A 20,786-nucleotide genomic window follows, 5' to 3' on the forward strand; every position below is an offset into this window, starting at 1 on the left:
CCAGGGCGACGGTCAGGGTCTCGGGCCGGCCCTTGAGCATGGCGCCCACTGCGCCAGGCGATGTTGCTGGCGTTGCTGCCAGCCGCGCTGGCCGGGCCGTTTGCCGCGCAGCAGCGCCAGCGCGTCGTCGCGGATGGCGTGGCGCAGGCGCAGCGCGTCGCGATGGACATCGCGCGGCAGGATCAGGCGGAAGCACAGCAACGCGAAGGCGGTCGCCAGCACCCACGCCACGGCGTAATTGGCGAAGTCTTGCAGCGCGTAGTGCATGGGGTTGTCGGCCGCGGCCAGCGTGTTGAAGGCCACCAGGTAGGCCAGTCCCGTCAACGCCGTCGCGGGCGCGCTGGTGGCATAGATGCCCGGCAGCCAGAACAGCGCCAGCGTCAGCGCCAGCAGCGGGAAGCCGTCCAGGCGCGGCAGCACGCCGAAGGCGCAGAGCCAGGCGGCCGGCACCGCGTACAGTGTGCCGCGGAGAAAGGCGCGGGCGCCGGCCGGCGGGTCGCCGGCGGTGGCCAGCAGCGCGCAGTAGGGCCCCAGCACCAGCAGCATCATGTCGCCTTGCGGCCAGCCGGTGTACAGCCAGAACAGGCCGGCAAGCACGATGGCGCTCATCGAGCGCAGGCCGTTGCGCAGCGCGCCGGCATAGTCACGATGGAAGCGCACGGGCGCGCCCGCCGCCGGCGGCCGCGGCGTCGACAGGGCCGCCAGGCCGTCCAGCGCCACCAGGTAGGCGTCCACTTGTTCGCGCAGCCGGTCGGCGGCGATCAGCAGCGCGGCCTCGTGCCGCGCGTCCGCGCGATCGGGGATGGGCAGCGGTTCCGCCAATTGCCGGCGGGCCTGGCGCAGCAGACCCGCCGCGCGCGCCGCGTCGCCCTGCCGCAACGCCTGGGCTGCCCCGTCCCAGGCCTGTTGCAACGGCGTCCGCAACGCCGCCAGGGCCGGGCAGAGCGCGTGGTCGCCGGTCGGCGCGGCGCCGCCCACCAAAGCCCCGAACAGCGCCGCCATGCCGTTGCGGATGGCGGCGGCGCGTTGCGCCAGGTCTTCGGACTCGGCCTTGCCGGCGGCCAGCAGGTCGTCCACGCCGTATACCTCGGCGATCACGTCCTGCCGTGCGGACTGCGCCTCGACGGGCGCGGCGTGCTGCTGGCGCGCGATCGCGCCGGCCACGCCGGCGGCCAGCCGCTGGTATTGCGCATGCAGCCGGGCGCGCAGGGTGCGGGCGCTGAACAGGCTGCTGACCAGGCCCAGGCAGACGGCGCCGACCATTACGGTGGCGCCGCGTCCCATGACGTGCTCGAAGGTGTGCTCGGGGTGGCCCATGGCGCCGTAGGTGGCCAGGCCGATGGTGTAGCCGGCCACCACCGCGCCCGACGCGCGGAAATGGCGCAGCAGCGTCATGGCGCCGACGCACAGCCCGAGCCAGGCGCCGAAGCCCAGGATGAACAGCAGCGGCATCTGGCCGGCCACGGCCATCAATGCCACGGCCGCCAGCATGCCGACCAGTGTGCCGATGATGCGCCAGGCGCCCTTGCCGATGACGGCGCCCTGCACCGGATTGATCACCAGCAGCACGGTGGAGGCGGCCGAGAACGGCATCTCCAGTTCCAGCAGGTAGGCCACGCCCAGCGCCAGCAGGGCGGCGGCGGTCGAGCGGGCGATGTAGGCGCCGCGGGGAGTGATCAGGTCCAGCCGCGCCAGCAGGGCCAGCGCGCGACCGAGCCGTGAGGACGGGGCGTCCGCGACGGCGGACGGGGCTTGGGACATGGACGGTGCGCTCCGGAATGCTTGCGATAAGCCAGTCTAGGAGCGGCTCCGGGCGCGGAGAAGTCGAGAGTTCGCACGTCAGGCGTGCGTGGCGCGCACGGTCGGCGCGCGGCGCGGTCAGCGCGGCAATTCGTCAGCGTCGCGCGCGTCCTCGGTCAGGGCACGGATGGTGCGGCGCAGCCACTGGTGCGCGGGAGCGTGCTGGTAGCGCGGGTGCCAGGCCTGCGTGATGAGCACCGGTTCCAGCGCCAGCGGCAGGTCGAACAGGCGGATCCGCATGCCCATGCGGGCGGCGGCGCGCGCCAGTTGTTCGGGCAGCGGCAGGATCAGGTCGGAGCCGTGCAGGGCCAGCAGCGCCGCGCTGGGCGTGGGCACGGTCAGGGTGACCTGCCGGTCCAGGCCCTGTTGCGCCAGCGCGTCGTCGATCGGGCCTTGCGTCTTGCCGCGGCGCGAGACGCTGATGTGGCCCCAGCGCGCCACGCGCCGCGCGCTGATCTCGTCCTTGAACAAGGGATGGTCTTCACAGGCCACGCCGACCATGCGGGTCGTGAACAGCGGCTGCACGCGGATCTCGTGGCCCAGCGGACGCGCGGCGCTGATGAACAGGTCGACGCGGCCGGCGCGCAGCGACTCGTCGTCGATATCGTCTTCCTCGGGCATGAAGCGCAGCGTGGCGCGCGGCATGTCGTTCTGCAACGCATCCAGCAGGCGGCCCGCGTAGATGCCGATGAAGATGTCGTTGGCGCGCACATTGAAGCGCGTGTCCAGACGCTTCAGGTCGACCTGCTCGCCGGGCGCGAGCGCGCCGCAGGCCTGCTCGATCGCGTCGCGGATCTGGTCGCGCAATTGCATGGCGCGCGGCGTCGGCACCAGCGTGCGGCCGGACTGCACGAAGATCGGGTCGCCGGTGGTTTCGCGGATGCGGGCCAGGGTGCGGCTCATGGCTGGCGCGCTCAGGTTCATGCGGCGCGCGGCGCCGACCACGCTGCCTTCCTCCAGCAGGGCTTGCAGGGCGTACAGCAGGTTCAGGTCGGGTCGCATGGGATGGAGAAGAGCGGGCGCATGATCTTGTTCAGCCCGATTATGCCGCGCAAGCCGGCCGGCCACCCGCGCCGGGCGTGCGGCCGGCGCAGGGCTGGCGTGTGGCCGGCGCAGGCCTTGCCACAATCTCCGCCCGCGGCAGGGATGGGTGGCGCCAGTTCGCCGACGGCGTCGCGACGAGCGGGACGGCCCGCGAAAGCCCGTACAAGATCCTCTATGTATGGACTGAAATCGAGTTTGTTGCCATACTGCTCGATTCACCCGACCCATGCATTGCGGCATGTTGCCGCCATAAACTCCATGCATCACGACGACATGTCTGCGTCCTGGCCCTTGCGCTTCGTGCGTGGCGGTGGCCCGCGCTACCGCCAGATCGCCGATTTCATCGAAGGCGCCGTGGCCGCCAACCGCATGCAGCCGGGCGATCGCCTGCCGCCGCAGCGGCGGCTGGCCCAGCACCTGGGCGTGGACCTGACCACGGTGACGCGCGCCTACGCCGAGGCCGGCGAACGCGGCCTGATCGAGGCGCGCGGGCCGCTGGGCACCTTCATCGCGCGGCCGGCGGAACAGCCGCTGCAACAGATGCTGGACCTGGGCATGAACATGCCGCCGCTGCCGCTGGGCTGCGATCTGCAGGACCTGCTGCGGCGCGGCCTGGCCAAGGCCATGGAGCGTCATGACGTCGGCGTGATGATGACCTACCACCAGGCCGGCGGCGGTCCCGCCGAGCGCGAGGCCGGGGCGCAATGGCTGTCGCAGTCGGTCGAGCGGGTCGATCCGGACCGCGTGCTGGTGTGTCCCGGCGCGCAGGCCGCGCTGGCCGCGGTGATGCTGGCCTACAGCCAGCCGGGCGACGGCATCGTCGCCGAGCCGCTGGTGTACCCGGGCCTCCTGACCGCCGCGCGGCAACTGGGCCGCCGCGTGCTGGTGGCCGAGACCGATGCCGACGGCATGACCCCCGCCGGCCTGGAGCGCGCCTGCCGCGAGGGCGGCCGGCTGGTCTACCTGAATCCCACGTTGCAGAACCCCACCGCCCACACCATGAGCGCGGCGCGCCGCCGCGACCTGGTGCGCGCGGCCGTGGCCTGTGGCGCCCGCATCATCGAGGACGATCCCTATTCGCTGTTCCTGGACGGCGCGCCGCCGGCGCTGGCCAGCCTGGCGCCGGCCTCGGTGTTCTACATCGCCACACTGGCCAAGACGCTGACGCCGGGACTGCGCACCGCGTTCGTGCTGAGTCCCGACCAGGACAGCCGCCGCAACGTGCTGGCGGCGATGCGTTCGTTCGCCGTGATGGCCGCGCCGCTGATGGGGGTGCTGACCACGCAATGGATCGCCAGCGGCACGGCGCGGCAGATCCTGGACGGCGTACGCGCCGAGGCCCGGGCGCGCCAGCAACTGGCGCGCCGGTCGCTGCCGGGGCCGTTTCCCGAAGCGGAGGCGGGCATCCACCTGTGGCAGCCCCTGCCCGACCGCTGGACCGCCGTCGACCTGGAGCGGGTCGCGCGCGACGAAGGCCTGAGCGTGACTTCCTCGGAAGCCTTCCACCTGGGCATGGGCGCGCCCAACGCCATCCGCATCTCGCTGGGCAGCATTCCCGAGCGTGCCGCCCTGGCGCAGGCGCTGGAGCGGCTGGCTGGCCTGGTGCGCCGGCGCCCGCGCGGCCTGCGCGATGTGATCGTCTGAGCCCCAGGCCGTAATATGGCCCTGATGCCTGCCTGGTGCTGACGCCGCATGTTGTTCGAGACTTTCCACTCGCTGCAGGAAACCCTGGTCGATTTCGCCCGGACCCACGCCGATTGGCTGGCGCCGCTGGGCTTCGCGTTCGCGTTCCTGAAGTCGCTGCCGCTGGTGGCGCTGGTGATTCCCGGCACGGCGCTGCTGCTGTCGATCGGCGCGATCCTGGGGCTGGGCGACAGCGCTTTCGTGCCGGTCTGGCTGGCGATCGCGGTGGGCGCCGCGCTCGGCGACTGGGTGCAATACGCTTGCGGCGTGTGGTTCGGACCCGGCCTGATGCGGTCCAGGCCCCTGCGCAAACGCCCCGCGCTCCTGCATCGCAGCACCCTGTTCATCCAGAAGTGGGGCGTGCTCAGCATCGTGCTGTGCCGCTTCTTCGGTCCGCTGCGCGCCACCGTGCCGATGATCGCCGGCATCTGCGGCATGCGCCCCGCCGCATTCCAGATCGCCAATTGGGCCTCGGCCTTCCTGTGGGCGGCCGCGCTGCTGTTGCCCGGCTGGTGGGGCACGCGCGCTTTCCTGTGAAGACGAAGAACACGCCGGTACGGATGGACCCAGTGCGGCCGGTGAGACCGCTTCAATGCGGAGCGCGAACTTCTCGGACTGTCCACCCTTCATGGCGTGTCAGAAAATCCAGCAATGAATCGACGGTCACGGCGTTGATGCGACCGGCATAACGCAGCTCATCAGGATGATCGTCAAAGGCGACGTTCGCCTTAAACAGGCGCCCGCCCAAGCGCGTCAATGCGCTAATCCGCAGTTCAGACGGCTGATAGCCGGCCGTCTTCAGCCAAGCCTGTGCTTGTTCACGATTGCCGATGGGAGTGTCCTTGGCTTGTGCGCTGACGATGGTTTCCAGCACCCAGGCGTTGGAGTTTTGATAGCGTGTGGAAAAAGGAAACGCAATCATGTTGTAGTGCGGATCGAATAGCGAGCGCAAGGTTTTGGGCTGTTGAATTCGCGTCAGCAATGCGTCAGCGATCGGCTCTGGGGGGATGAGCAATAGCGTGTCGAATCTGAACAAATCGTCCAGGAAGAAGTTGCCTAGTCCTTCATACCAGAGGTCGGATTGCGCTGTGCCGCATTCATTGAGCAAGTGGGCGATGCGCCATGGGGCGCCTGCTCGCTCACGGTAGGCGAAGCCGGCATGGCTATAGCGCAGGTGATATTCGGACAGATCCTGGCCCATCCGCCCCAACACCACGACGTTCACTGGAAGCTCGTCCAGGATGGCGGATATCCGTTGCGCGGTATCCATGGCGGTGATCAGGGTGTTGGCGCTGAGGGCGGTGTCGGCGCAACCCTGGCCGGCCAAGGCCGGCGTGGTCGACATGCCGCAGAGCGCGCAGCAGGCGGCAACGGCGCACAAGGCCCGGCGGATACGCGAGGCGGGGATATTGTTCATCCTGGCACCCGTTCATGATGCAGCAAGGCCTGGCCCACCGTATTGGGGATGAACGCGAGGACTTTGCCCGAAGCCAGTAGCACAGTGCCGGTTGAGGCCGCTACGGCCTGCACGGCGGTACCGGCCGAAATGCTCAGGCCGCGCGCCACGGAAGTGGCGACATGTACCGATAGCTTGGCGGCGCCGCTTACGGCGTCAAGAATGATCTCCGTGGTGTCGGCCGACAGCTGCGCGATGCTGGTCACGACAAATGAGGTACCCGTGACAGCAAGCGCGGCCCCCAGGCTTGCGTCGCCGTCGGCGCTGCCGACGACACTTGCTGCGGGCGAAGCCAGGATGGATACCGTGCCCAAAGATAAATTCTGCGAAGCGTTTTGCGAGCCGACGGATTGCGCGTGCGCGACGGCGGTACTCATGAGCAGGGCGAGTCCCAGCATGCGGGTACCGAGGCGGGATAGCGGAATGGAATGCATGGAGTCTCTCGGACCCCCCCGGAGGCTCCAGCGCCCCGGTATGGGGCGGCGGAGTGGGGAGGATGTGGTGAAAACTCCAACTAGGGTATTGAGGGATCCCGGCGCGGTAAATTAGATGAGTCCGAAAATCAGAACAGATCGTGCAATCTGAAAGAATGCCGGCACAAGAAAACGCGTCAGAACATGTGACGGATGCCGACCGACGTCTGCAGCGTGTGCGATTCGCGGATATCCAGGCGGTTGACGTAGGCGTACAGGTTGGTGCGCCGGGACAGGTCGTACTGGTAGCCCAGGGCCCAGCCGGTGATGTCGGACCCCGTGGCGCGCTGGTACGACGCCATCAGCGTTCCCACCTTGCCGGTCGGCACGCTGACGCCGGCGATGTACGAATTGACGCGGTCGTAGCCCGCGGACGGGCCGGTGTTGGCGTTGCGCAGGTTGCCGTAGGTGCCGTGCAGCTTGATCCACTCGAAATCGTACGAGCCCGCCAACTGCAGGTTGCCCGCGGTCTTCTTGTTCGGCAGTTGTGAATTCGGGTTGAGCCGTTCGTAGGTCAGCGCCGCCGCCACCGGACCGCCGTTGTAGCGCAGGCCGGCGGTCAGCACGCGGTCATGGGCGTTGGTGGCGAAAGCCTCGCCGTCGTGCGCCTCGAAGCTGTAGCCCAGGCCCGCCTGCCAGCCGCCCAGGCGCGGCGTGGCGTAGAACACGGCGTTGTTGACGCGGCCGCCGGCGCCGAAATCGCCGTCGTTGTAGCCCAGGCTGGCGTTGTTGGACGACTGGCCCCAGCCGGTGCCGAACGGCGAGCCGACGCCGGCCCACTCGAAGCCATAGACCCACTGGCGTCCCAGCCGCACTTCGCCGAAGTCGCCAGCCAGGCCCACATAGGCCCAGCGGCCGAACAGGCGGCCCTGCGCCTGCGTGCCGTTGTTGGCGTTGAAGCCGCTTTCCAGGCGGAACACGGCCTTGTAGCCGTTGCCCAGGTCCTCCGAGCCACGCAGGCCCCAGCGCGAGCCCGACTGGTTGCCGCTCTTTTGCCGCAGGCTGGACTGGCCGTCCTTGCGTTCATAGGTGGTGCCCAGGTCGACGATCCCGTACAGCGTCACGCTGCTGGCCTCGGCCGCCTGCGCCGGATTCAGGCAGCTCAGGGCCAGGGCGGCGCCCAGGGTGCTGCGATGGCGGATGATTCTTTTCATGGTGTGATCCCCTCGATTGGTATGGCGTTGGACAAAAGAAGCCCCTGCCGCCGGCTCGCCGGCGGCAAAGGATGAAGCAAGCGGAGGTGTCGGCGCGGGCGCTAGCGGGTCATGTCAGGGCCCCGTGCGCGGGCAGCGGCGTCAGGTCCCGTGGCGCGGCCACGCACAGCGTGACGCTGGACGGATGGGCGGCCGACAGATGCACTGTGTTCAGCGCAATGCGCTTCTCGCGCGCGTCGGCGGCGGTTTCGCCGCTGTTCGGGTTGACGTCGTACTTCGGGAAGTTGCTGCTGGAGATGTCCAGGCGGATGCGGTGCCCGCGCTGGAACAGGTTGCAGGTGGCGAACGGCTCGATGGTGATCTCGTAGACCTTGCCCGACGCCAGCGGCCGCGCCTCGTCCCAGGTCTCGTGGAAGCGGCAGCGGAAGATGCCGTCGGTCAGGTTCAGCGCATAGCCCTGCGGGTAGTCGGCGCTGGGCGGGTAGACGTCGATCAGCTTGGCGGTGAAGTCGGTGTCGGGGCAGTCCGACGAAATGTGCAACCGGACCGTCACCGGCCCGGCCACCGCCAGGTCCTCTGGCAGCGGCTCGGTCTGGAACACCAGCACGTCGTCGCGCGCGGCCAGCGGCAGGCCGGGCTGGCGCACGCCGAAGAAGCGCGCGTCCTCGCGCTGGTCGAAGCCGCCGCCCTCGAACACCGGCTGGCCCGAGGTCAGCGCGCCGCCGATCGTCGGCACGGGATTGCGCGGGTCGTACTGGTAGCGCAGCCGGTCCGCCTCGCCCGTCGGCGCGCGTTGGTCCAGGCGGCCGTCGGCGTGCAGGTAGAAGGCGGTGGCGCGGGCCTGCGGCACCGGCCAGGAGTCGGCCTGGATCCAGGCGCCGCCGTGGTCGAAGCGGCCCTGCGCGTCGCGCGCGCCGCTGCCGCCGCCCATCAGGAACAGGCGCGCGACCGGGTCCGGCGCGGCGCCCGCCGGCGCGTCCTGCAGCCAGCGCCGGAACCACGCCAGCCGGAAGTCCAGCCAGTGCCGCGCCAGGTTGCCGTCGAAGGCCGCGCGCGGACCGAATTCGGCGTCGCCGCTGTGGGTGGTGTTGCGGTCGCCATGCAGCCACGGGCCCATGATGAGCCGCACCGGCGACCGCCGGCCCTGCGTCAGGCCGGCGTAGTTCTCCAGGGTGGTGCGCACGTAGGCGTCGTACCAGCTGGACATCAGCGCCACCGGGATGTCGGGAATCGCGTCGTAGTAGCCCTGGGCGTAGATGCCCAGCTGACGCCAGGATTCGTCGAAGGTGTCGGCGCGCCATTGCTCGAACAGGTAGTCCTCGTACTCGGGCACGCTGGCCAGCGGCGAATGGCCGGGACGCCACGGCATGCGCGTGAACCACTGGCGGATGTCCTCGGCTTCAAGCGCGGCCAGCACCAGCGGGTCCTGCCGCGCGGCCGGGCTCAGCTTGGCCTGCTTGTAGGCCCAGGTGGCCTGCTTCAGCTCGAACGCGCCCGACTGGCGGATGCCGCACTGGTAGCCGTTGGAAAAGCCGCCCGAGTCCAGCACCATGCAGGCCAGGCCCGGCGGGTTCAGGCAGGCCAGCGCCATCTGCGTGTGCGCGGCATACGACAGGCCCATGGTGCCGATGCGGCCGTTGCTCCACGGCTGCTGCACGATCCAGGCGAGCGTGTCGAAGCCGTCCGGGCCTTCCGACAGGTACTTGGTGAAGTGGCCTTCCGAGCCGTAGCGGCCGCGGCAGTCCTGGAACACCACGGCAAAGCCGCGCGCGGTGAAATAGCGCGCCACCTCGGGTCGCGGCACGCCGAGCCGGCCGTCGATCTGTTCCGAGCGCGACACCTCGGCCTTGCCGTAGGGCGTGCGCTCCAGGATCACGGGCAGCGGCGCGTCCTGGCCGGGGCGATAGCCGGGCGGCAGGTGCACGTCGGTGGCCAGGCGCACGCCGTCGCGCATGCGCACCATCTGGTCCGCCAGCAGCACGGCGGGAGAAACTTCGGGGGCGGTCATTTTGCTTCCTGTATGTACAGCATTGAGGTGCGTTCGAGCTTGTTGGCGCGCATGACGGTGCCGTCGCGCGCGGCCCAGAAGGCCACCGGGAAATACAGCGGCACGATGCCGACGTCGTTGAAGGCGGTTTCCGCCGCCTGGCGCAGCAGGGCGTCGCGTTGCGCCGGGTCGAACTCCACCGCGGCACGCGCCAGCAAGCGGTCCACGGCCGGGTTGGAATAGCGCGCGCGGTTGAAGGCGCCGGTGCCGGCGGCCTTGTCGTAGGTGGCCAGCACGTTGGTCAGGCCATTGGACGAATCGCCGGTGCTGTTGCCGTACGAGAAGATGAAGGCGCTGTACTGCTGCTTGCCGCTGGCGCCGGCGTAGACGTTGTAGGGCTGGGTCACCACGCCGTTGATGCGCAGGCCGGCGCGCGCCATCATTTGCGCCAGCGCCTGGGCCAGGTCGCTGTCGCCGGCGAAGCGGTCGTTCGATGAATGCAGGGTCAGGCCGAAGCCGTGCGGATAGCCAGCCTCGGCCAACAGGGCGCGCGCGCCCGCCAGGTCGTAGGCGGGCGCCGGCAGGTTGGGGCTGTAGCCGCCCAGGCCCTCCGGGACCATCTGTCCGGCCGGCACGCCGGCGCCGCTGAGCAGCCGCTCGGTGATCGGGCCGCGCATGAACATCTTCGAGATCGCCTGGCGCACCCGCACGTCCTTGAGCGGGTTCACCGTCATCGGCTTGCCCTGCGCGTCGGTGACGAACGGGCTGACATCGCGCGCCGAGTCCAGCGCCAGGTAGATCAGGCGCGCCGACGGCGAGCGATAAAGCGTGTAGCCGGCCTTGCCCGTGAGCGTCTTGGCGTCGGTCGGCGGCACGCTGTCGATCAGGTCGACCGTGCCCGACAGCAGCGCCGAGATGCGCGCCGCGTCGTTGGCGATGTAGCGGATCACCACGCGCTCGAAGTCCGGCCGCGCGCCCCAGTAGTCGTCGTTGCGCGCCAGCTCCAGGCTGTCGCCCGGCTGCCAGCGCACGAACTTGTAGGGGCCGGTGCCGATGGCCGCCACGCCGCTGTTGAAGTCTTCCGAGCGCTTGTCCTGCGCGGCGTGGCGCGACAGGATGTACACCAGCCCGATCTGCTCCATGAAGTCGGGCGTGGGCTCCTTGGTGCGGATGCGCAGCGTCAGCGCATCGACCACCTCGACCGCGGCGATCGAGCGCACCGCGCCGCTAAAGGGTGCCGGGCTGTTCGGCACCTTGGGCGCGCGCGCCAATGAAAAGACCACGTCGTCGGCGCTGAACGGCGAGCCGTCATGGAAGCGGACGCCGGGCCGCAGCTTGATCTCCCAGGTATCGGGCGCCAGTGCCCGCCACGACAGCGCCAGGCCCGGCCGCATCTGCATGTTCTCGTCGGTCGACACCAGCCGCTCGAAGATGTTCTCGGCGGCGGCCTGGTTGTTGCCGGTGCGCGAGAACAGCGGGTCCATCGACGATGGCTCGCTGGAGTGGCCGATGGTCAACAGCGGCCGCGCCAGGGCGGGCGCGGCGCCGGCCAGCAGCGTCAGCAGGGCCAGCGCGGCGACGCCGCGGCGGATCGGAGTGGAAAAGCGGTTCATGCGGCGGGAGTTCCTTGGAGGGGCGCGGCGCCATCGAGCAGGTGGCAGGCCGCCTGGTGGCCGTCGGCCGTGACGCGCAGCAAGGGCTGCTCGGTCTTGCAGCGCGCCATGGCCTGCGGGCAGCGCGGATGGAAATGGCAGCCGGCCGGCGGGTTCAGCGGCGACGGGATCTCGCCCTGGATGGCGTTGAAGCGCCGCTTGCGGTTCGACAGCCGCGGCACTTCCTGCAGCAGCGCCTGGGTGTAGGGATGGCGCGGCGCGGCGAACACCTCGGCGGTGGGACCGGATTCGACCACGCGGCCCAGATACATGATGACGGTGCGGTCGCTGATGCGCCGCACCACGCCCAGGTCGTGGCTGATGAAGAGATAGGTCAGGCCCAGATCCTGCCGCAGGTCCATGAAGAGGTTCAGGATCTGCGCCTGGATCGACACGTCCAGCGCCGCGATCGACTCATCGCAGATCAGGAAGCCCGGCTTGACCGCCAGCGCCCGGCCGATGCCCACGCGCTGGCGCTGCCCGCCCGAGAACTGGTGCGGAAAGCGGTTGCGGTAGTCGGGGTCCAGCCCCACGCGCCGCATCACCTGCACCACGTAGTCGTCGTAGTCGCGGCGCGCGATGATGCCGTTGGCCAGCGGCGCCTCGCCGATGATGTCGCGCACCCGCTTGCGCGGATTGAGCGAGGACATCGGGTCCTGGAAGATCATCTGCGTGGCCATGCGCTGCGCGTGCGCGGCGCGGCCGGTCAGGGTGGACAGCTCGCCGGCGGGCGTCTGGATGCTGCCCGAGGTGGCCGGCAGGATGCCCGCCAGCACCCGGCCCAGCGTCGACTTGCCGCAGCCGGATTCGCCCACCAGACCGACCACTTCGCCCTGGTGGATGGTCAGGTCGACGCGGTCGACCGCGTGCACGGTGTGCGAGGCCACCTTGGCGCCCAGCAGGCCGGCCAGGCGTTCGGCGTAGTCGGGCCGCTTCACGAACAGGCGCGACACCTGGTTGGCCTGCATCAGGATCGTCGGGCTCACGAAAGCACTCCAGTCTGGGGATGGAAGCAGCGCAGGCCACGGACGCCCGTGGTCTCCAGCGGCGGTTGCTCGGCGCGGCAGCGCTCGGTGGCGTGGCCGCAGCGCGGGTTGAAGGCGCAGCCGGCCGGCAGCGCCAGCGGCGACGGCGCCATGCCGGGGATCTGGTACAGGCGGTCGCCGGTGTGCTCGTTGCTGGGCACAGAGCCGATCAGGCCGATGGTGTACGGGTGGCGCGGACGGTCGAGGATGTCGTCGGTGCTGCCGGACTCGACCACGCGGCCGGCGTACATCACACAGACGCGGTCGGCCAGGCCCGCCACCACCGCCAGGTCGTGGCTGACCCACACCATGGCGGTGCCGGTCTCGGCGCACAGCTTCTGCATTTCGGCCAGGATCTGCGCCTGGATGGTGACGTCCAGCGCCGTGGTCGGTTCGTCGGCGATGATCAGGTCGGGCTTGTGCAGCATGGCGATGGCGATCGCCACGCGCTGACGCATGCCGCCCGACAACTGGTGCGGGTAGGCCTTCAGGCGTTCGGCCGGCGACGGGATGCCGACCGCGGCCAGCGTGTCGCGGGCGCGGTCCCAGGCCGCCTTGCGGCTGCAGCGTTCGTGGCTCAATACCGTCTCGACCATCTGGGTCTCGATGCGGAACACAGGGTTCAGCGTCATCATCGGATCCTGGAACACCATGGCGATGCGGTTGCCGCGCAACTGACGCAGTTCCTCGCGCGACAGCGTCGCCAGGTCGGTGCCCTTGAACAGGATCTGGCCGCCGTCGATGCGCCCGGGCGGGTCGATCAGGCCCAGGATGGAAAAGCCGGTGATGGACTTGCCCGAGCCGGACTCGCCCACCAGGCCGAGGATTTCGCCGGGATGGACATCGAAGCTGACGTCGTCCACCGCCCGCACCAGGCCGGCGCGGGTGTGGAACCAGGTGCGCAGGTTGCGCACGGAAAGGGTGGGGGTTGCCGATTGCATGGCGCTTCCTATTTCTGCAGGCGCGGATTGAGCGCCTCGCGGACGCGGTCGCCGACGATGTTCATGGTGAAAACCACGGTCAGCAGCAGCACGCCGGGGAATACGCTGATCCAGTACAGGCCGGCCAGCATCTGCTGGTAGCCGTTGGCGATCAGCAGGCCCAGCGACGGCTCGGTGACCGGCAGGCCGATGCCCAGGAAGCTGAGCGTGGCCTCGGCGGCGATGGCGTTGGCGGTCTGGATCATGGCGATGACGATGACCGGCGGGATGCAGTTCGGCAGCAGCTGGCTGAACAGCGCGCGCCGGTGGCTCAGCCCCAGGCACAGCGCCGCCTCCATGTATTCCTTGCGGCGCTCGACCACCGCGGTGGCGCGCACCGCGCGGGCGAAGTAGGCCCACTGCACCACCACCAGCGCCAGGATCACCTTGTCCACGCCCTGGCCCAGGATGGCCAGCATCATCAGCGCCACCAGGATGGTGGGAAAGCCCAGCATCAGGTCCACCAGGCGCATGATCAGCGCGTCGATGCGGCCGCCGAAATACGCCGCCGTCAGGCCCAGCACCGTGCCCACGGCCATGGCGAACAGGCCGCTCAGCACGCCCACGGAAAGGCTGGTGCGCAGGCCATACATCATGGCCGACAGCATGTCGCGGCCCTGGGCGTCGGTGCCGGCCCAGTAGATGTCGCCATAGATGCCCTGGCTGCCCGGCGGCATGCGGCCGTCCAGGATGGTGATGGCGGCCAGGTCATACGGGTTCTGCGGCGCGATCCACGGCGCCAGCAGCGCGGCCAGCACCAGCAGCAGGAAGATGATCGCGGCCAGCGTCGCGGGGCGGCTGTCCAGCACGCCGTGCAGCGCCTGGCCGAAAGTGGTGTCGCGGCCGGGCAGCCATTTTTTCGCAAGCAATGTCATTCGGAGGCTCCCACGCGGACACGGGGATCCAGCACGGAATAGATGATGTCCACCAGCAGGTTGAGCACGATGAACATGGTGACCACGATCAGCAGGTAGGCGACCACCACCGGGCGGTCCAGCTTCATGATGCTGTCGATGATCAGCTTGCCCACGCCGGGCCAGGCGAAGATGGTTTCGGTGACGGTGGCGAAGGCGATCAGCGAGCCGAACTCCATGCCGACCACGGTGACGATCGGGATCAGGATGTTCTTGAGCACGTGCATATAGATCACGCGCGATTCGCGCAAGCCCTTGGCGCGGGCGAATTTCACGTAGTCCAGCGGCATCGTCTCGCGCACGCCGCTGCGGGTCAGGCGCACGATCAGCGCGATCTTGAACAACGCCAGGTTCAGCGCCGGCAGGATCAGGTGGCGGATGCCGTCCCACGACGCCAGGCTGGTGTGGATGCCGAGGATCTCGCCGGTGGGGCCGCGGCCGGTGGACGGCAGCCAGCCCAGCGTCACCGAGAAGATCAGCACCAGCATGATGCCCTGCCAGAAGTTGGGCAGGCTGAAGCCCAGGATCGAGCCGGTCATGATGCCGCGGTCCAGCGCCGAATCCGGCTTCAGGCCGGCCACCAGGCCGAGCGGCAGGCCGATGGCCAGGGCCAGCAGCAGCGCCACGCAGGCCAGCTCCAGCGTGGCCGGCAGGCGTTGCAGGATCAGCTGGATGGCGGGCTGGTTGAAGACGAACGAGTTGCCCAGGTCGCCGTGCAGCGCGTTGCCGACGAACTTCAGGTACTGCTGGTACAGCGGCAGGTCCAGGCCCAGCGACTGCACCGCCTGCGCGATCTCGGCCTGCGTGGCGTCGGCCGGCACCAGGATCTCGATCGGGTCGCCGATGGCGTAGACGCCGGCGAACACGATCAGGGAGGTCAGCGCCAGGATCACCAGGCTCTGGCACAGCCGGCGGATAATGAACGCGGTCATGGCGCCTCGCGGCGACAGGAAGCGGGGAACGGAACGGCGCGCATCGATGGGGCTCCTTGCCGGACAATATCGGCGATATCGCGTATTGATTGCGGATTCGTGAATGGCGAGAATCCGGATGGGCGGAATGTTCGATCCATCGCGCCCGGCTGGCAACCGTATGCGAAGGCGGCATATGGCTATGTGAATGACGAGAAATTTGGTGTTAACCCTAGGCCCCGCGCGTCGATTCGCCGCGCGGGCCGGCATTTCGGACCTTGCGGCACAGAATGAACTTCAAGCAGCTAGAGGCGTTTCTCGCCTTCATGACCACCGGCTCGACCATCGAGGCCGCGCAGCGGCTGGGCTCGTCGCAGCCGGCCGTCAGCCGCCTGCTGAGCCAGTTCGAGACCGACCTGGGCGTGCCGCTATTCGTGCGCCGCAAGGGCCGCCTGCATCCCACCGCCGAGGCCGAATCGCTGCTGCCCGACGTGCAGAACATGATCTCGGACGCCGAGTCGCTGCAGCGCCACGTCAACCAGTTGCGGCTGGGCGGACAGCGGCGCACGCTGATCCGCGTGCAGCTGCCCAGCACGGTGGCGCAGTCGGTCATGCCCGCCGTGGTCGAGTCGTTCCTGGCCGATCACCCCGACGTGGCGCTGGAAGTGCTGGTGGGCACCTACGAAACCAGCGAAGTGGCGGTGCTGGGGCGCGAGGCCGACCTGGCGCTGGTGCGTTCGCCGCCCATGAATTCGGGTCTGTCGATGATGCGGCGGCTGGCCACCGAGGCGGTCTGCATCATGCCGCCCGGCCATCCGTTGGAGGCGCTGGACGAGATCGGCCCGGCCGACCTGATCGGCGTCGACCTGGTGCTGCTGGGCCGGCAGCGATCGCTGCGCCTGCAGATCGACCAGGCTTTCCGACAGGGCCGCATGATGCCGCAGATCAAGGCCGAGGTGCATTCGGTGGAAATGGCCTGCCGCCTGGCCGCGCAGGGCATCGGCGTGTCGATCGTCAACGGCCTGTTCGCGCGCCTGTGCCTGGACATGGGCATCGCCTGCCGGCCGTTCCGGCCGCGCATCGACTACTGCGTGGGCATGGCCACGCTGGCCGGCCAGCCGCCGCACCCGCTGGTGCCAGAACTGGTCCAGCGCATCCTCGACGCGATGGCGCGGCGGGCGGGACCGGACGCCTTCACGCTGCTGGCGCCGGACGACGCCGCCGCGCCTGCCGCGCCGGCCTGAGGCGCGCGCCGCCGCCGGCACGGACGCGGGATACAGTACGACGCAAAAGCGGCGGTCTTGCGACACAGGCGGGATACAGCGCCTTGGTGCAATGCGGGTTCCTCAATTCCGACACCAGGAGCCATCATGTCCCAAGCGCTGGAAACCGTGCTGTACACCGCCCACACCCACACCACCGGGGGCCGCGACGGCGCCGGCCGCAGCGACGACGGCGCGCTGTTGCTGCCGCTCAGCCCGCCGGGCTCGGGCCGGCCCGGCACCAACCCCGAGCAACTGTTCGGCATCGGCTATTCCGCCTGCTTCATCGGCGCCATGCAACTGGCCGGCGCCAAGCTCGGCATCGCCGTGCCGCGCGACGTGGCGGTCGATGCCGAGGTGTCGCTGGGCAAGACCGACGGCGGCGCGCGCTACGCGCTGGCGGTCAGGCTGAACATTTCGCTGCCGGGACTGTCGGACGAACAGCGGCGCCAACTGGTCGACACCGCGCACCAGACCTGCCCCTACTCGGGGGCGATCCGGGGCAACATCGATGTGGAACTGGCGATCGTCTGAATCCCCCAACGCCAAGCGCAACGCCCCGCGATGACACATCGCGGGGCGTTTTTCATGCAGCCGGGAACCGGGGCGGGCGGGAGCAGGGCGCGTCGATGCGCCGTCCGGCGCCCGGGCTCAGGCGCCGGGCCGCAACAGCACTTGCGCCTCCAGCCCGCCGCCCTCGCGGTTGCGCAGGTGCAGTTCGCCGTCGATCACATCGGCCAGTTGCCGTGCGATGGCCAGCCCCAGGCCGGTGCCGCCGCTGTCGCGGTTGCGCGAGCCTTCCAGCCGGTAGAACGGCTGCAGCACCGCCTGCAATTCCTGCTCGGGAATGCCGGGACCGCGGTCCAGCACGCGGATCGACACGCCGCGGCCATCGTCGGCCGCGCCGACCTCGACCTCGGCGGCGCCGCCGAATTTCAGCGCGTTGTCGATCAGGTTGCCGAGGATGCGCCGCAGCGCGCGCGGGCGTGTCTGCCAGGGACCGGGGCAGTGTCCTTGCAGCGTCACCGGCTTGCCGATGTCGGTGTAGTCGCACACCAGGCTGTCCAGGAACGCGTCCAGGTCGATGCGCGCCGGCGGCTCGGTGGCCGCGCCGGCGCTGCGCGCGTAGGCCAGGCCGTCGCGCACCAATTGTTCGACCTCTTGCAGGTCATGCGCCAGCTTGTCGCGGTCGGCCGAATCGTCCATGAATTCCGAGCGCAGCTTCATGCGCGTGATCGGCGTCTGCAGGTCGTGCGAAAGCGCGCCCAGGATCTGCATGCGTTCGGCCAGGTGCGCGGCGATGCGGTCCTGCATGGCGTTGAAGGCGGCCGAGGCCTGCGCCACTTCGGCCGGCCCGTCCTCGGCCAGGCGCGGGCTGCGGCGGTCGGGGCTCATCGCATCGGCCGCGCCGGCCAGCCGCGTCAGCGGGCGGATCGCCAGCCGCACCGCCAGCCAGGCGCACAGGATCAGCAGCGCCAGTTGCGCCAGCAGCACCACCGGCAGCCACATCGCCAGCGGCATCACGGTCATGTGGATGTCGAGCGTGACCGCCTGGCCATCGGCCAGCGTGGCGCGCGCCTGGATGTGCTTGGGATCGTCGCCGACGGTGCCGAACGCCAGCGGATAGGCGTTGCCGAGCGCCACCTGGATCGAGTCGCGCACCGCTTCGGCGGCGGGCGTTTGCAGCGGGCGGTCGATGTCGCCGGGGCCGAGCAGGTATTGACGGTTGTTGCCGCTCAGGCGCGGCAGCCAGGCCGCGCGTTCGTCGGCCGGCAGGCGGTTCAGGATCGCCAGCGCCACCACCACGTCGCGCTCCAGGTTGTCGAGCATGACGCTCTTGGCCGATTGATAGCGTTCGTAGAATTGCAGCCCGAACGACAGCCCGTGCGCCAGCACCAGGCCCACCAGGAAGATCAGGAACAGCCGGCTCGCCAGGGTGCGCGGCCAGCGGCGCAGCGCCGGAACCAGCGTGGCCATCTACGTCGCCTCGGACACGTCGACCTGCGCGGCGAACACATAGCCTTCGCTGCGCACGGTCTTGATGTACATCGGCTCGCGCGCGTCCTCGCGCAGCCGCTGGCGCAGTCGGCTGACCAGCAGGTCGATCGAGCGGCCGAAGAAATCGGCGTCGCGGCCCTGCGTCAGGTTCAGCAGCTGGTCGCGGTTCAGCACCCGCTGCGGGTGGTCCAGGAACACCCGCAGCAGCCGGTATTCGGCGCCGCTGAGCGACACGATGGTGCCTTCGGCGTCGACCAGGTGGCGCGCGGTGGTGTCCAGCGTCCAGTCGCCGAAACGCACGGCGCGGCCCGGCTCGGTGACCTGGAAGTTGGGCGGCAGCATGCGGGTGCGGCGCAGGATCGCCTTGATCCGCGCCAGCAGCTCGCGCGCCACGAACGGCTTGACCAGGTAGTCGTCGGCGCCCATCTCCAGTCCCAGCACGCGGTCCATGTCCTCGTCGCGCGCGGTCAGCAGCAGGATCGGGGTGCGCCGGTGCTTGCCGGCGCGCAGTTCGCGGCACAGCACCAGGCCGTCGTCGCCGGGCATCATGATGTCCAGCACGATCAGGTCGACGGTCAGCGTTTCGAGCAGCGTGCGCATCTGTCGGCCGTCGGCGGCCAGGGTGACGTTCAGGCCGTTCTTCTTGAGGAAGTTGCCGGCCAGTTCGCGGATCTCGCGGTCGTCGTCGACGATCAGGATGTGGTCTGGATTGTCCATGGCGCATTCTACTCAGCGGGCAGCGCGCGGCGGCGCGCCTGGCTGTTGACGATCAGCTGGCAGGGGCCGGGCTGCACGGCTTCGGCGCCCAGGCCGCCGGCCAGCAGCGCCAGCACGGCCAGCAGGCGCCGCCAGGAAAGGCGGGGGCGGGGAAGGGGAACGGTGTTCATGCGCGGGCTCCGGCAACGGGTGTCCGGCAGGTTATAGCGCCGCCCGCGCCGCCAAGTGTGTCGTAGTGTATGCGGGGCCGGACACGATACAAAAGCCGGGTAAAAACCCGCTTTCCGGGCACAGGACGGATACCCGGCGCGCGTCCAATTCGGTCATCGAGACACAAACGGACCGCCGCGCCATGACCACCTTCATCGACACCCCCCTTGCCCTGGCCGCCGGCATGCTGACGGTGGCCTCGCCCTGCGTGCTGCCGCTGCTGCCCATCCTGCTGGGCAGCGCGGTCGAGCGCGGCGGCCGGCTGCGTCCCCTGTTCATTGTGCTGGGCTTCGTGGCGGCGTTTTCCGGGCTGGGCATCGCGCTCAGCCTGTTGTCGGGCGCGGTCGAGTCGGCCCACGAGGCGGTGCGTTCGGTGTCGGTGGCGGCGCTGGCGCTGTTCGGCCTGGCGCGCATCTGGCCGCGGCCCTACGACTGGCTCGCGGCGCGCTTGAGCGGTCCGCTGCAAGGCGTGATCGGCCTGGGCGACAAAGGCGGTTCGGGCAATGCCGGCGGCTTCCTGCTGGGCATGTCGCTGGGCGCCGTCTGGACCCCCTGCGCCGGCCCGGTGCTGGCCTCGATCCTGATCCTGGCCGCGCGCGCCGACAACCTGGCCCATTCCAGCCTGCTGTTGCTCGTCTACGGGCTGGGCGCGGGCATCCCGATGCTGGCCATCGCCTACGGCGGCGGCTTTGCCGCGCGCCGGGTCGGCGCCATCGCCCACCACGCCGTGCGCCTGCAGCGCGCCTTTGGCGTGCTGCTGGTGGCTTCGGCCGTCGCCATCCATTTCCAGTACGACGTGCTGGCCTATGCCTGGATCAGCCGCCTGTTTTCCTGAGCCGTCGTTCCAACCCGGCCTTGCCTGACTCGCTTTTCCGTAACCGCCTTTCCGTAACCGCTTTCCGTGACCCGCTTACACGCAACCTGAAGGAGCGCACCATGCCATCCATCCGCCTGCCGGCCCGCCGGGCCCTCATCTCCGCCAAACTGGTCCTGGCCGGCCTGCTGGTCGGCGCTGCCGCGCACGCCGCCGCGCCCGCGCCGGCTCCCGCGCCGGAATTCACCGGCATCCAGACCTGGCTCAACAGCGAGCCGCTTACCCTGGCCGGCCTGCGCGGCAAGGTCGTGTTGGTCGATTTCTGGACCTACACCTGCATCAATTGCATCAATACCCTGCCGTACGTGAAGCAGTGGAACCAGAAATACAAGGACCAGGGCCTGGTCGTGGTCGGCGTGCACACGCCGGAATTCCCGTTCGAGCGCACCACCCGGAACGTGGCGGACGCCATCAAGCGTTTCGGCATCGAATATCCGGTGGCGCAGGACAACCAGTACAAGACCTGGGACGCCTACCGCAACCAGTACTGGCCCGCGTTCTACCTGATCGACAAGGGCGGCAACATCGTCTACCGCCACTTCGGCGAGGGGCGCTATGCCGAGACCGAGGCCGAGATCCAGCGGCTGCTGGCGCAGCCCCAGTCTTGAGCCCTGCGCGCGGCGCCGCCCTCGCGACGGAGCGCCGC

At 69.6% G+C, this 20,786-nt stretch carries 20 protein-coding genes; 6 read left to right on the forward strand and 14 right to left on the reverse strand.

Annotated elements, in window-relative coordinates; all coding sequences use genetic code 11:
• Positions 1 to 12: 12 nt before the first annotated feature.
• Both AruCF_RS07320 and AruCF_RS07325 read right to left on the reverse strand, forming a co-directional pair.
• On the reverse strand, positions 13 to 1,761 hold the full coding sequence (locus AruCF_RS07320; RefSeq protein WP_083036591.1) for an FUSC family protein: 1,749 nt from the start codon (positions 1,759 to 1,761) through the stop codon (positions 13 to 15).
• 117 nt (positions 1,762 to 1,878) lie between these two features.
• Positions 1,879 to 2,802: a LysR family transcriptional regulator gene (locus AruCF_RS07325; RefSeq protein WP_049072807.1), complete on the reverse strand. Its 924-nt coding sequence runs from the start codon at positions 2,800 to 2,802 to the stop codon at positions 1,879 to 1,881.
• A 315-nt stretch (positions 2,803 to 3,117) separates the two neighbouring features.
• Here AruCF_RS07325 and AruCF_RS07330 point away from each other — a divergent pair, with 315 nt between their 5' ends.
• The gene (locus AruCF_RS07330) at positions 3,118 to 4,488 is read left to right on the forward strand and encodes an aminotransferase-like domain-containing protein (protein WP_235432756.1); all 1,371 of its coding nucleotides are present in this window, start codon (positions 3,118 to 3,120) and stop codon (positions 4,486 to 4,488) included.
• Positions 4,489 to 4,536: 48 nt separating this feature from the next.
• The gene (locus AruCF_RS07335) at positions 4,537 to 5,064 is read left to right on the forward strand and encodes a DedA family protein (protein ID WP_063569071.1); all 528 of its coding nucleotides are present in this window, start codon (positions 4,537 to 4,539) and stop codon (positions 5,062 to 5,064) included.
• Positions 5,065 to 5,116: 52 nt separating this feature from the next.
• On the opposite strand, the gene AruCF_RS07340 is transcribed toward AruCF_RS07335, so the two are convergent.
• The 9 genes from AruCF_RS07340 to AruCF_RS07380 all read right to left on the reverse strand — a co-directional run bounded on the left by AruCF_RS07340 (position 5,117) and on the right by AruCF_RS07380 (position 15,100).
• Positions 5,117 to 5,944, reverse strand: a complete 828-nt coding sequence (locus AruCF_RS07340; protein ID WP_049072809.1) for a DUF2145 domain-containing protein — start codon at positions 5,942 to 5,944, stop codon at positions 5,117 to 5,119.
• Positions 5,941 to 6,417: a hypothetical protein gene (locus tag AruCF_RS07345; protein WP_063569072.1), complete on the reverse strand. Its 477-nt coding sequence runs from the start codon at positions 6,415 to 6,417 to the stop codon at positions 5,941 to 5,943. Before AruCF_RS07345 ends, AruCF_RS07340 begins: the two co-directional genes overlap by 4 nt.
• Positions 6,418 to 6,593: 176 nt before the next feature.
• Entirely contained in the window at positions 6,594 to 7,610 is a 1,017-nt protein-coding gene (locus AruCF_RS07350; RefSeq protein WP_049072811.1) for a porin, read from the reverse strand.
• Between the two features lie 109 nt (positions 7,611 to 7,719).
• Complete coding sequence (locus tag AruCF_RS07355; protein WP_049072812.1) at positions 7,720 to 9,618, reverse strand: CocE/NonD family hydrolase; 1,899 nt, start codon at positions 9,616 to 9,618, stop codon at positions 7,720 to 7,722.
• Positions 9,615 to 11,210, reverse strand: coding sequence for an ABC transporter substrate-binding protein (locus AruCF_RS07360; RefSeq protein ID WP_049072813.1), 1,596 nt, complete (start codon positions 11,208 to 11,210; stop codon positions 9,615 to 9,617). The genes AruCF_RS07355 and AruCF_RS07360 overlap by 4 nt, the downstream gene beginning before the upstream one ends.
• Positions 11,207 to 12,235, reverse strand: coding sequence for an ABC transporter ATP-binding protein (locus AruCF_RS07365; RefSeq protein WP_080977366.1), 1,029 nt, complete (start codon positions 12,233 to 12,235; stop codon positions 11,207 to 11,209). The genes AruCF_RS07360 and AruCF_RS07365 overlap by 4 nt, the downstream gene beginning before the upstream one ends.
• On the reverse strand, positions 12,232 to 13,215 hold the full coding sequence (locus AruCF_RS07370; protein WP_049072814.1) for an ABC transporter ATP-binding protein: 984 nt from the start codon (positions 13,213 to 13,215) through the stop codon (positions 12,232 to 12,234). Before AruCF_RS07370 ends, AruCF_RS07365 begins: the two co-directional genes overlap by 4 nt.
• An 8-nt stretch (positions 13,216 to 13,223) precedes the next feature.
• Positions 13,224 to 14,129 carry an ABC transporter permease gene (locus tag AruCF_RS07375; RefSeq protein WP_049072815.1) on the reverse strand — a complete coding sequence of 302 codons (906 nt, stop codon included), beginning with the start codon at positions 14,127 to 14,129 and terminating at the stop codon, positions 13,224 to 13,226.
• On the reverse strand, positions 14,126 to 15,100 hold the full coding sequence (locus tag AruCF_RS07380; RefSeq protein WP_006390493.1) for an ABC transporter permease: 975 nt from the start codon (positions 15,098 to 15,100) through the stop codon (positions 14,126 to 14,128). The genes AruCF_RS07375 and AruCF_RS07380 overlap by 4 nt, the downstream gene beginning before the upstream one ends.
• 269 nt (positions 15,101 to 15,369) lie before the next feature.
• On the opposite strand from AruCF_RS07380, the gene AruCF_RS07385 reads away from it, so the two are divergent.
• Together AruCF_RS07385 and AruCF_RS07390 are read left to right on the forward strand one after the other, a co-directional pair.
• Positions 15,370 to 16,323 carry a LysR family transcriptional regulator gene (locus AruCF_RS07385; RefSeq protein ID WP_049072816.1) on the forward strand — a complete coding sequence of 318 codons (954 nt, stop codon included), beginning with the start codon at positions 15,370 to 15,372 and terminating at the stop codon, positions 16,321 to 16,323.
• 126 nt (positions 16,324 to 16,449) lie between these two features.
• Positions 16,450 to 16,875 (forward strand): organic hydroperoxide resistance protein, encoded by a 426-nt coding sequence (locus AruCF_RS07390; RefSeq protein WP_049072817.1) that lies wholly within the window; start codon positions 16,450 to 16,452, stop codon positions 16,873 to 16,875.
• 117 nt (positions 16,876 to 16,992) lie between these two features.
• Here AruCF_RS07390 and AruCF_RS07395 read toward each other — a convergent pair whose 3' ends face one another.
• The 3 genes from AruCF_RS07395 to AruCF_RS29080 are packed head-to-tail and all read right to left on the reverse strand — an operon-like array spanning position 16,993 to position 19,226.
• Entirely contained in the window at positions 16,993 to 18,318 is a 1,326-nt protein-coding gene (locus AruCF_RS07395) for a sensor histidine kinase (RefSeq protein ID WP_083036593.1), read from the reverse strand.
• Positions 18,319 to 19,056 carry a response regulator gene (locus AruCF_RS07400; protein ID WP_049072819.1) on the reverse strand — a complete coding sequence of 246 codons (738 nt, stop codon included), beginning with the start codon at positions 19,054 to 19,056 and terminating at the stop codon, positions 18,319 to 18,321.
• Between the two features lie 8 nt (positions 19,057 to 19,064).
• The gene (locus AruCF_RS29080) at positions 19,065 to 19,226 is read right to left on the reverse strand and encodes a hypothetical protein (RefSeq protein WP_156524610.1); all 162 of its coding nucleotides are present in this window, start codon (positions 19,224 to 19,226) and stop codon (positions 19,065 to 19,067) included.
• A 182-nt stretch (positions 19,227 to 19,408) separates the two neighbouring features.
• On the opposite strand from AruCF_RS29080, the gene AruCF_RS07405 reads away from it, so the two are divergent.
• Positions 19,409 to 20,101, forward strand: a complete 693-nt coding sequence (locus AruCF_RS07405; RefSeq protein WP_049072820.1) for a cytochrome c biogenesis CcdA family protein — start codon at positions 19,409 to 19,411, stop codon at positions 20,099 to 20,101.
• Between the two features lie 101 nt (positions 20,102 to 20,202).
• Entirely contained in the window at positions 20,203 to 20,748 is a 546-nt protein-coding gene (locus tag AruCF_RS07410) for a thioredoxin family protein (protein WP_100508524.1), read from the forward strand.
• The last annotated feature ends 38 nt before the right edge of the window (positions 20,749 to 20,786 follow it).

It is taken from the genome of Achromobacter ruhlandii, assembly GCF_002082135.1.
In the GTDB taxonomy this organism is placed as follows: domain Bacteria; phylum Pseudomonadota; class Gammaproteobacteria; order Burkholderiales; family Burkholderiaceae_B; genus Achromobacter; species Achromobacter ruhlandii.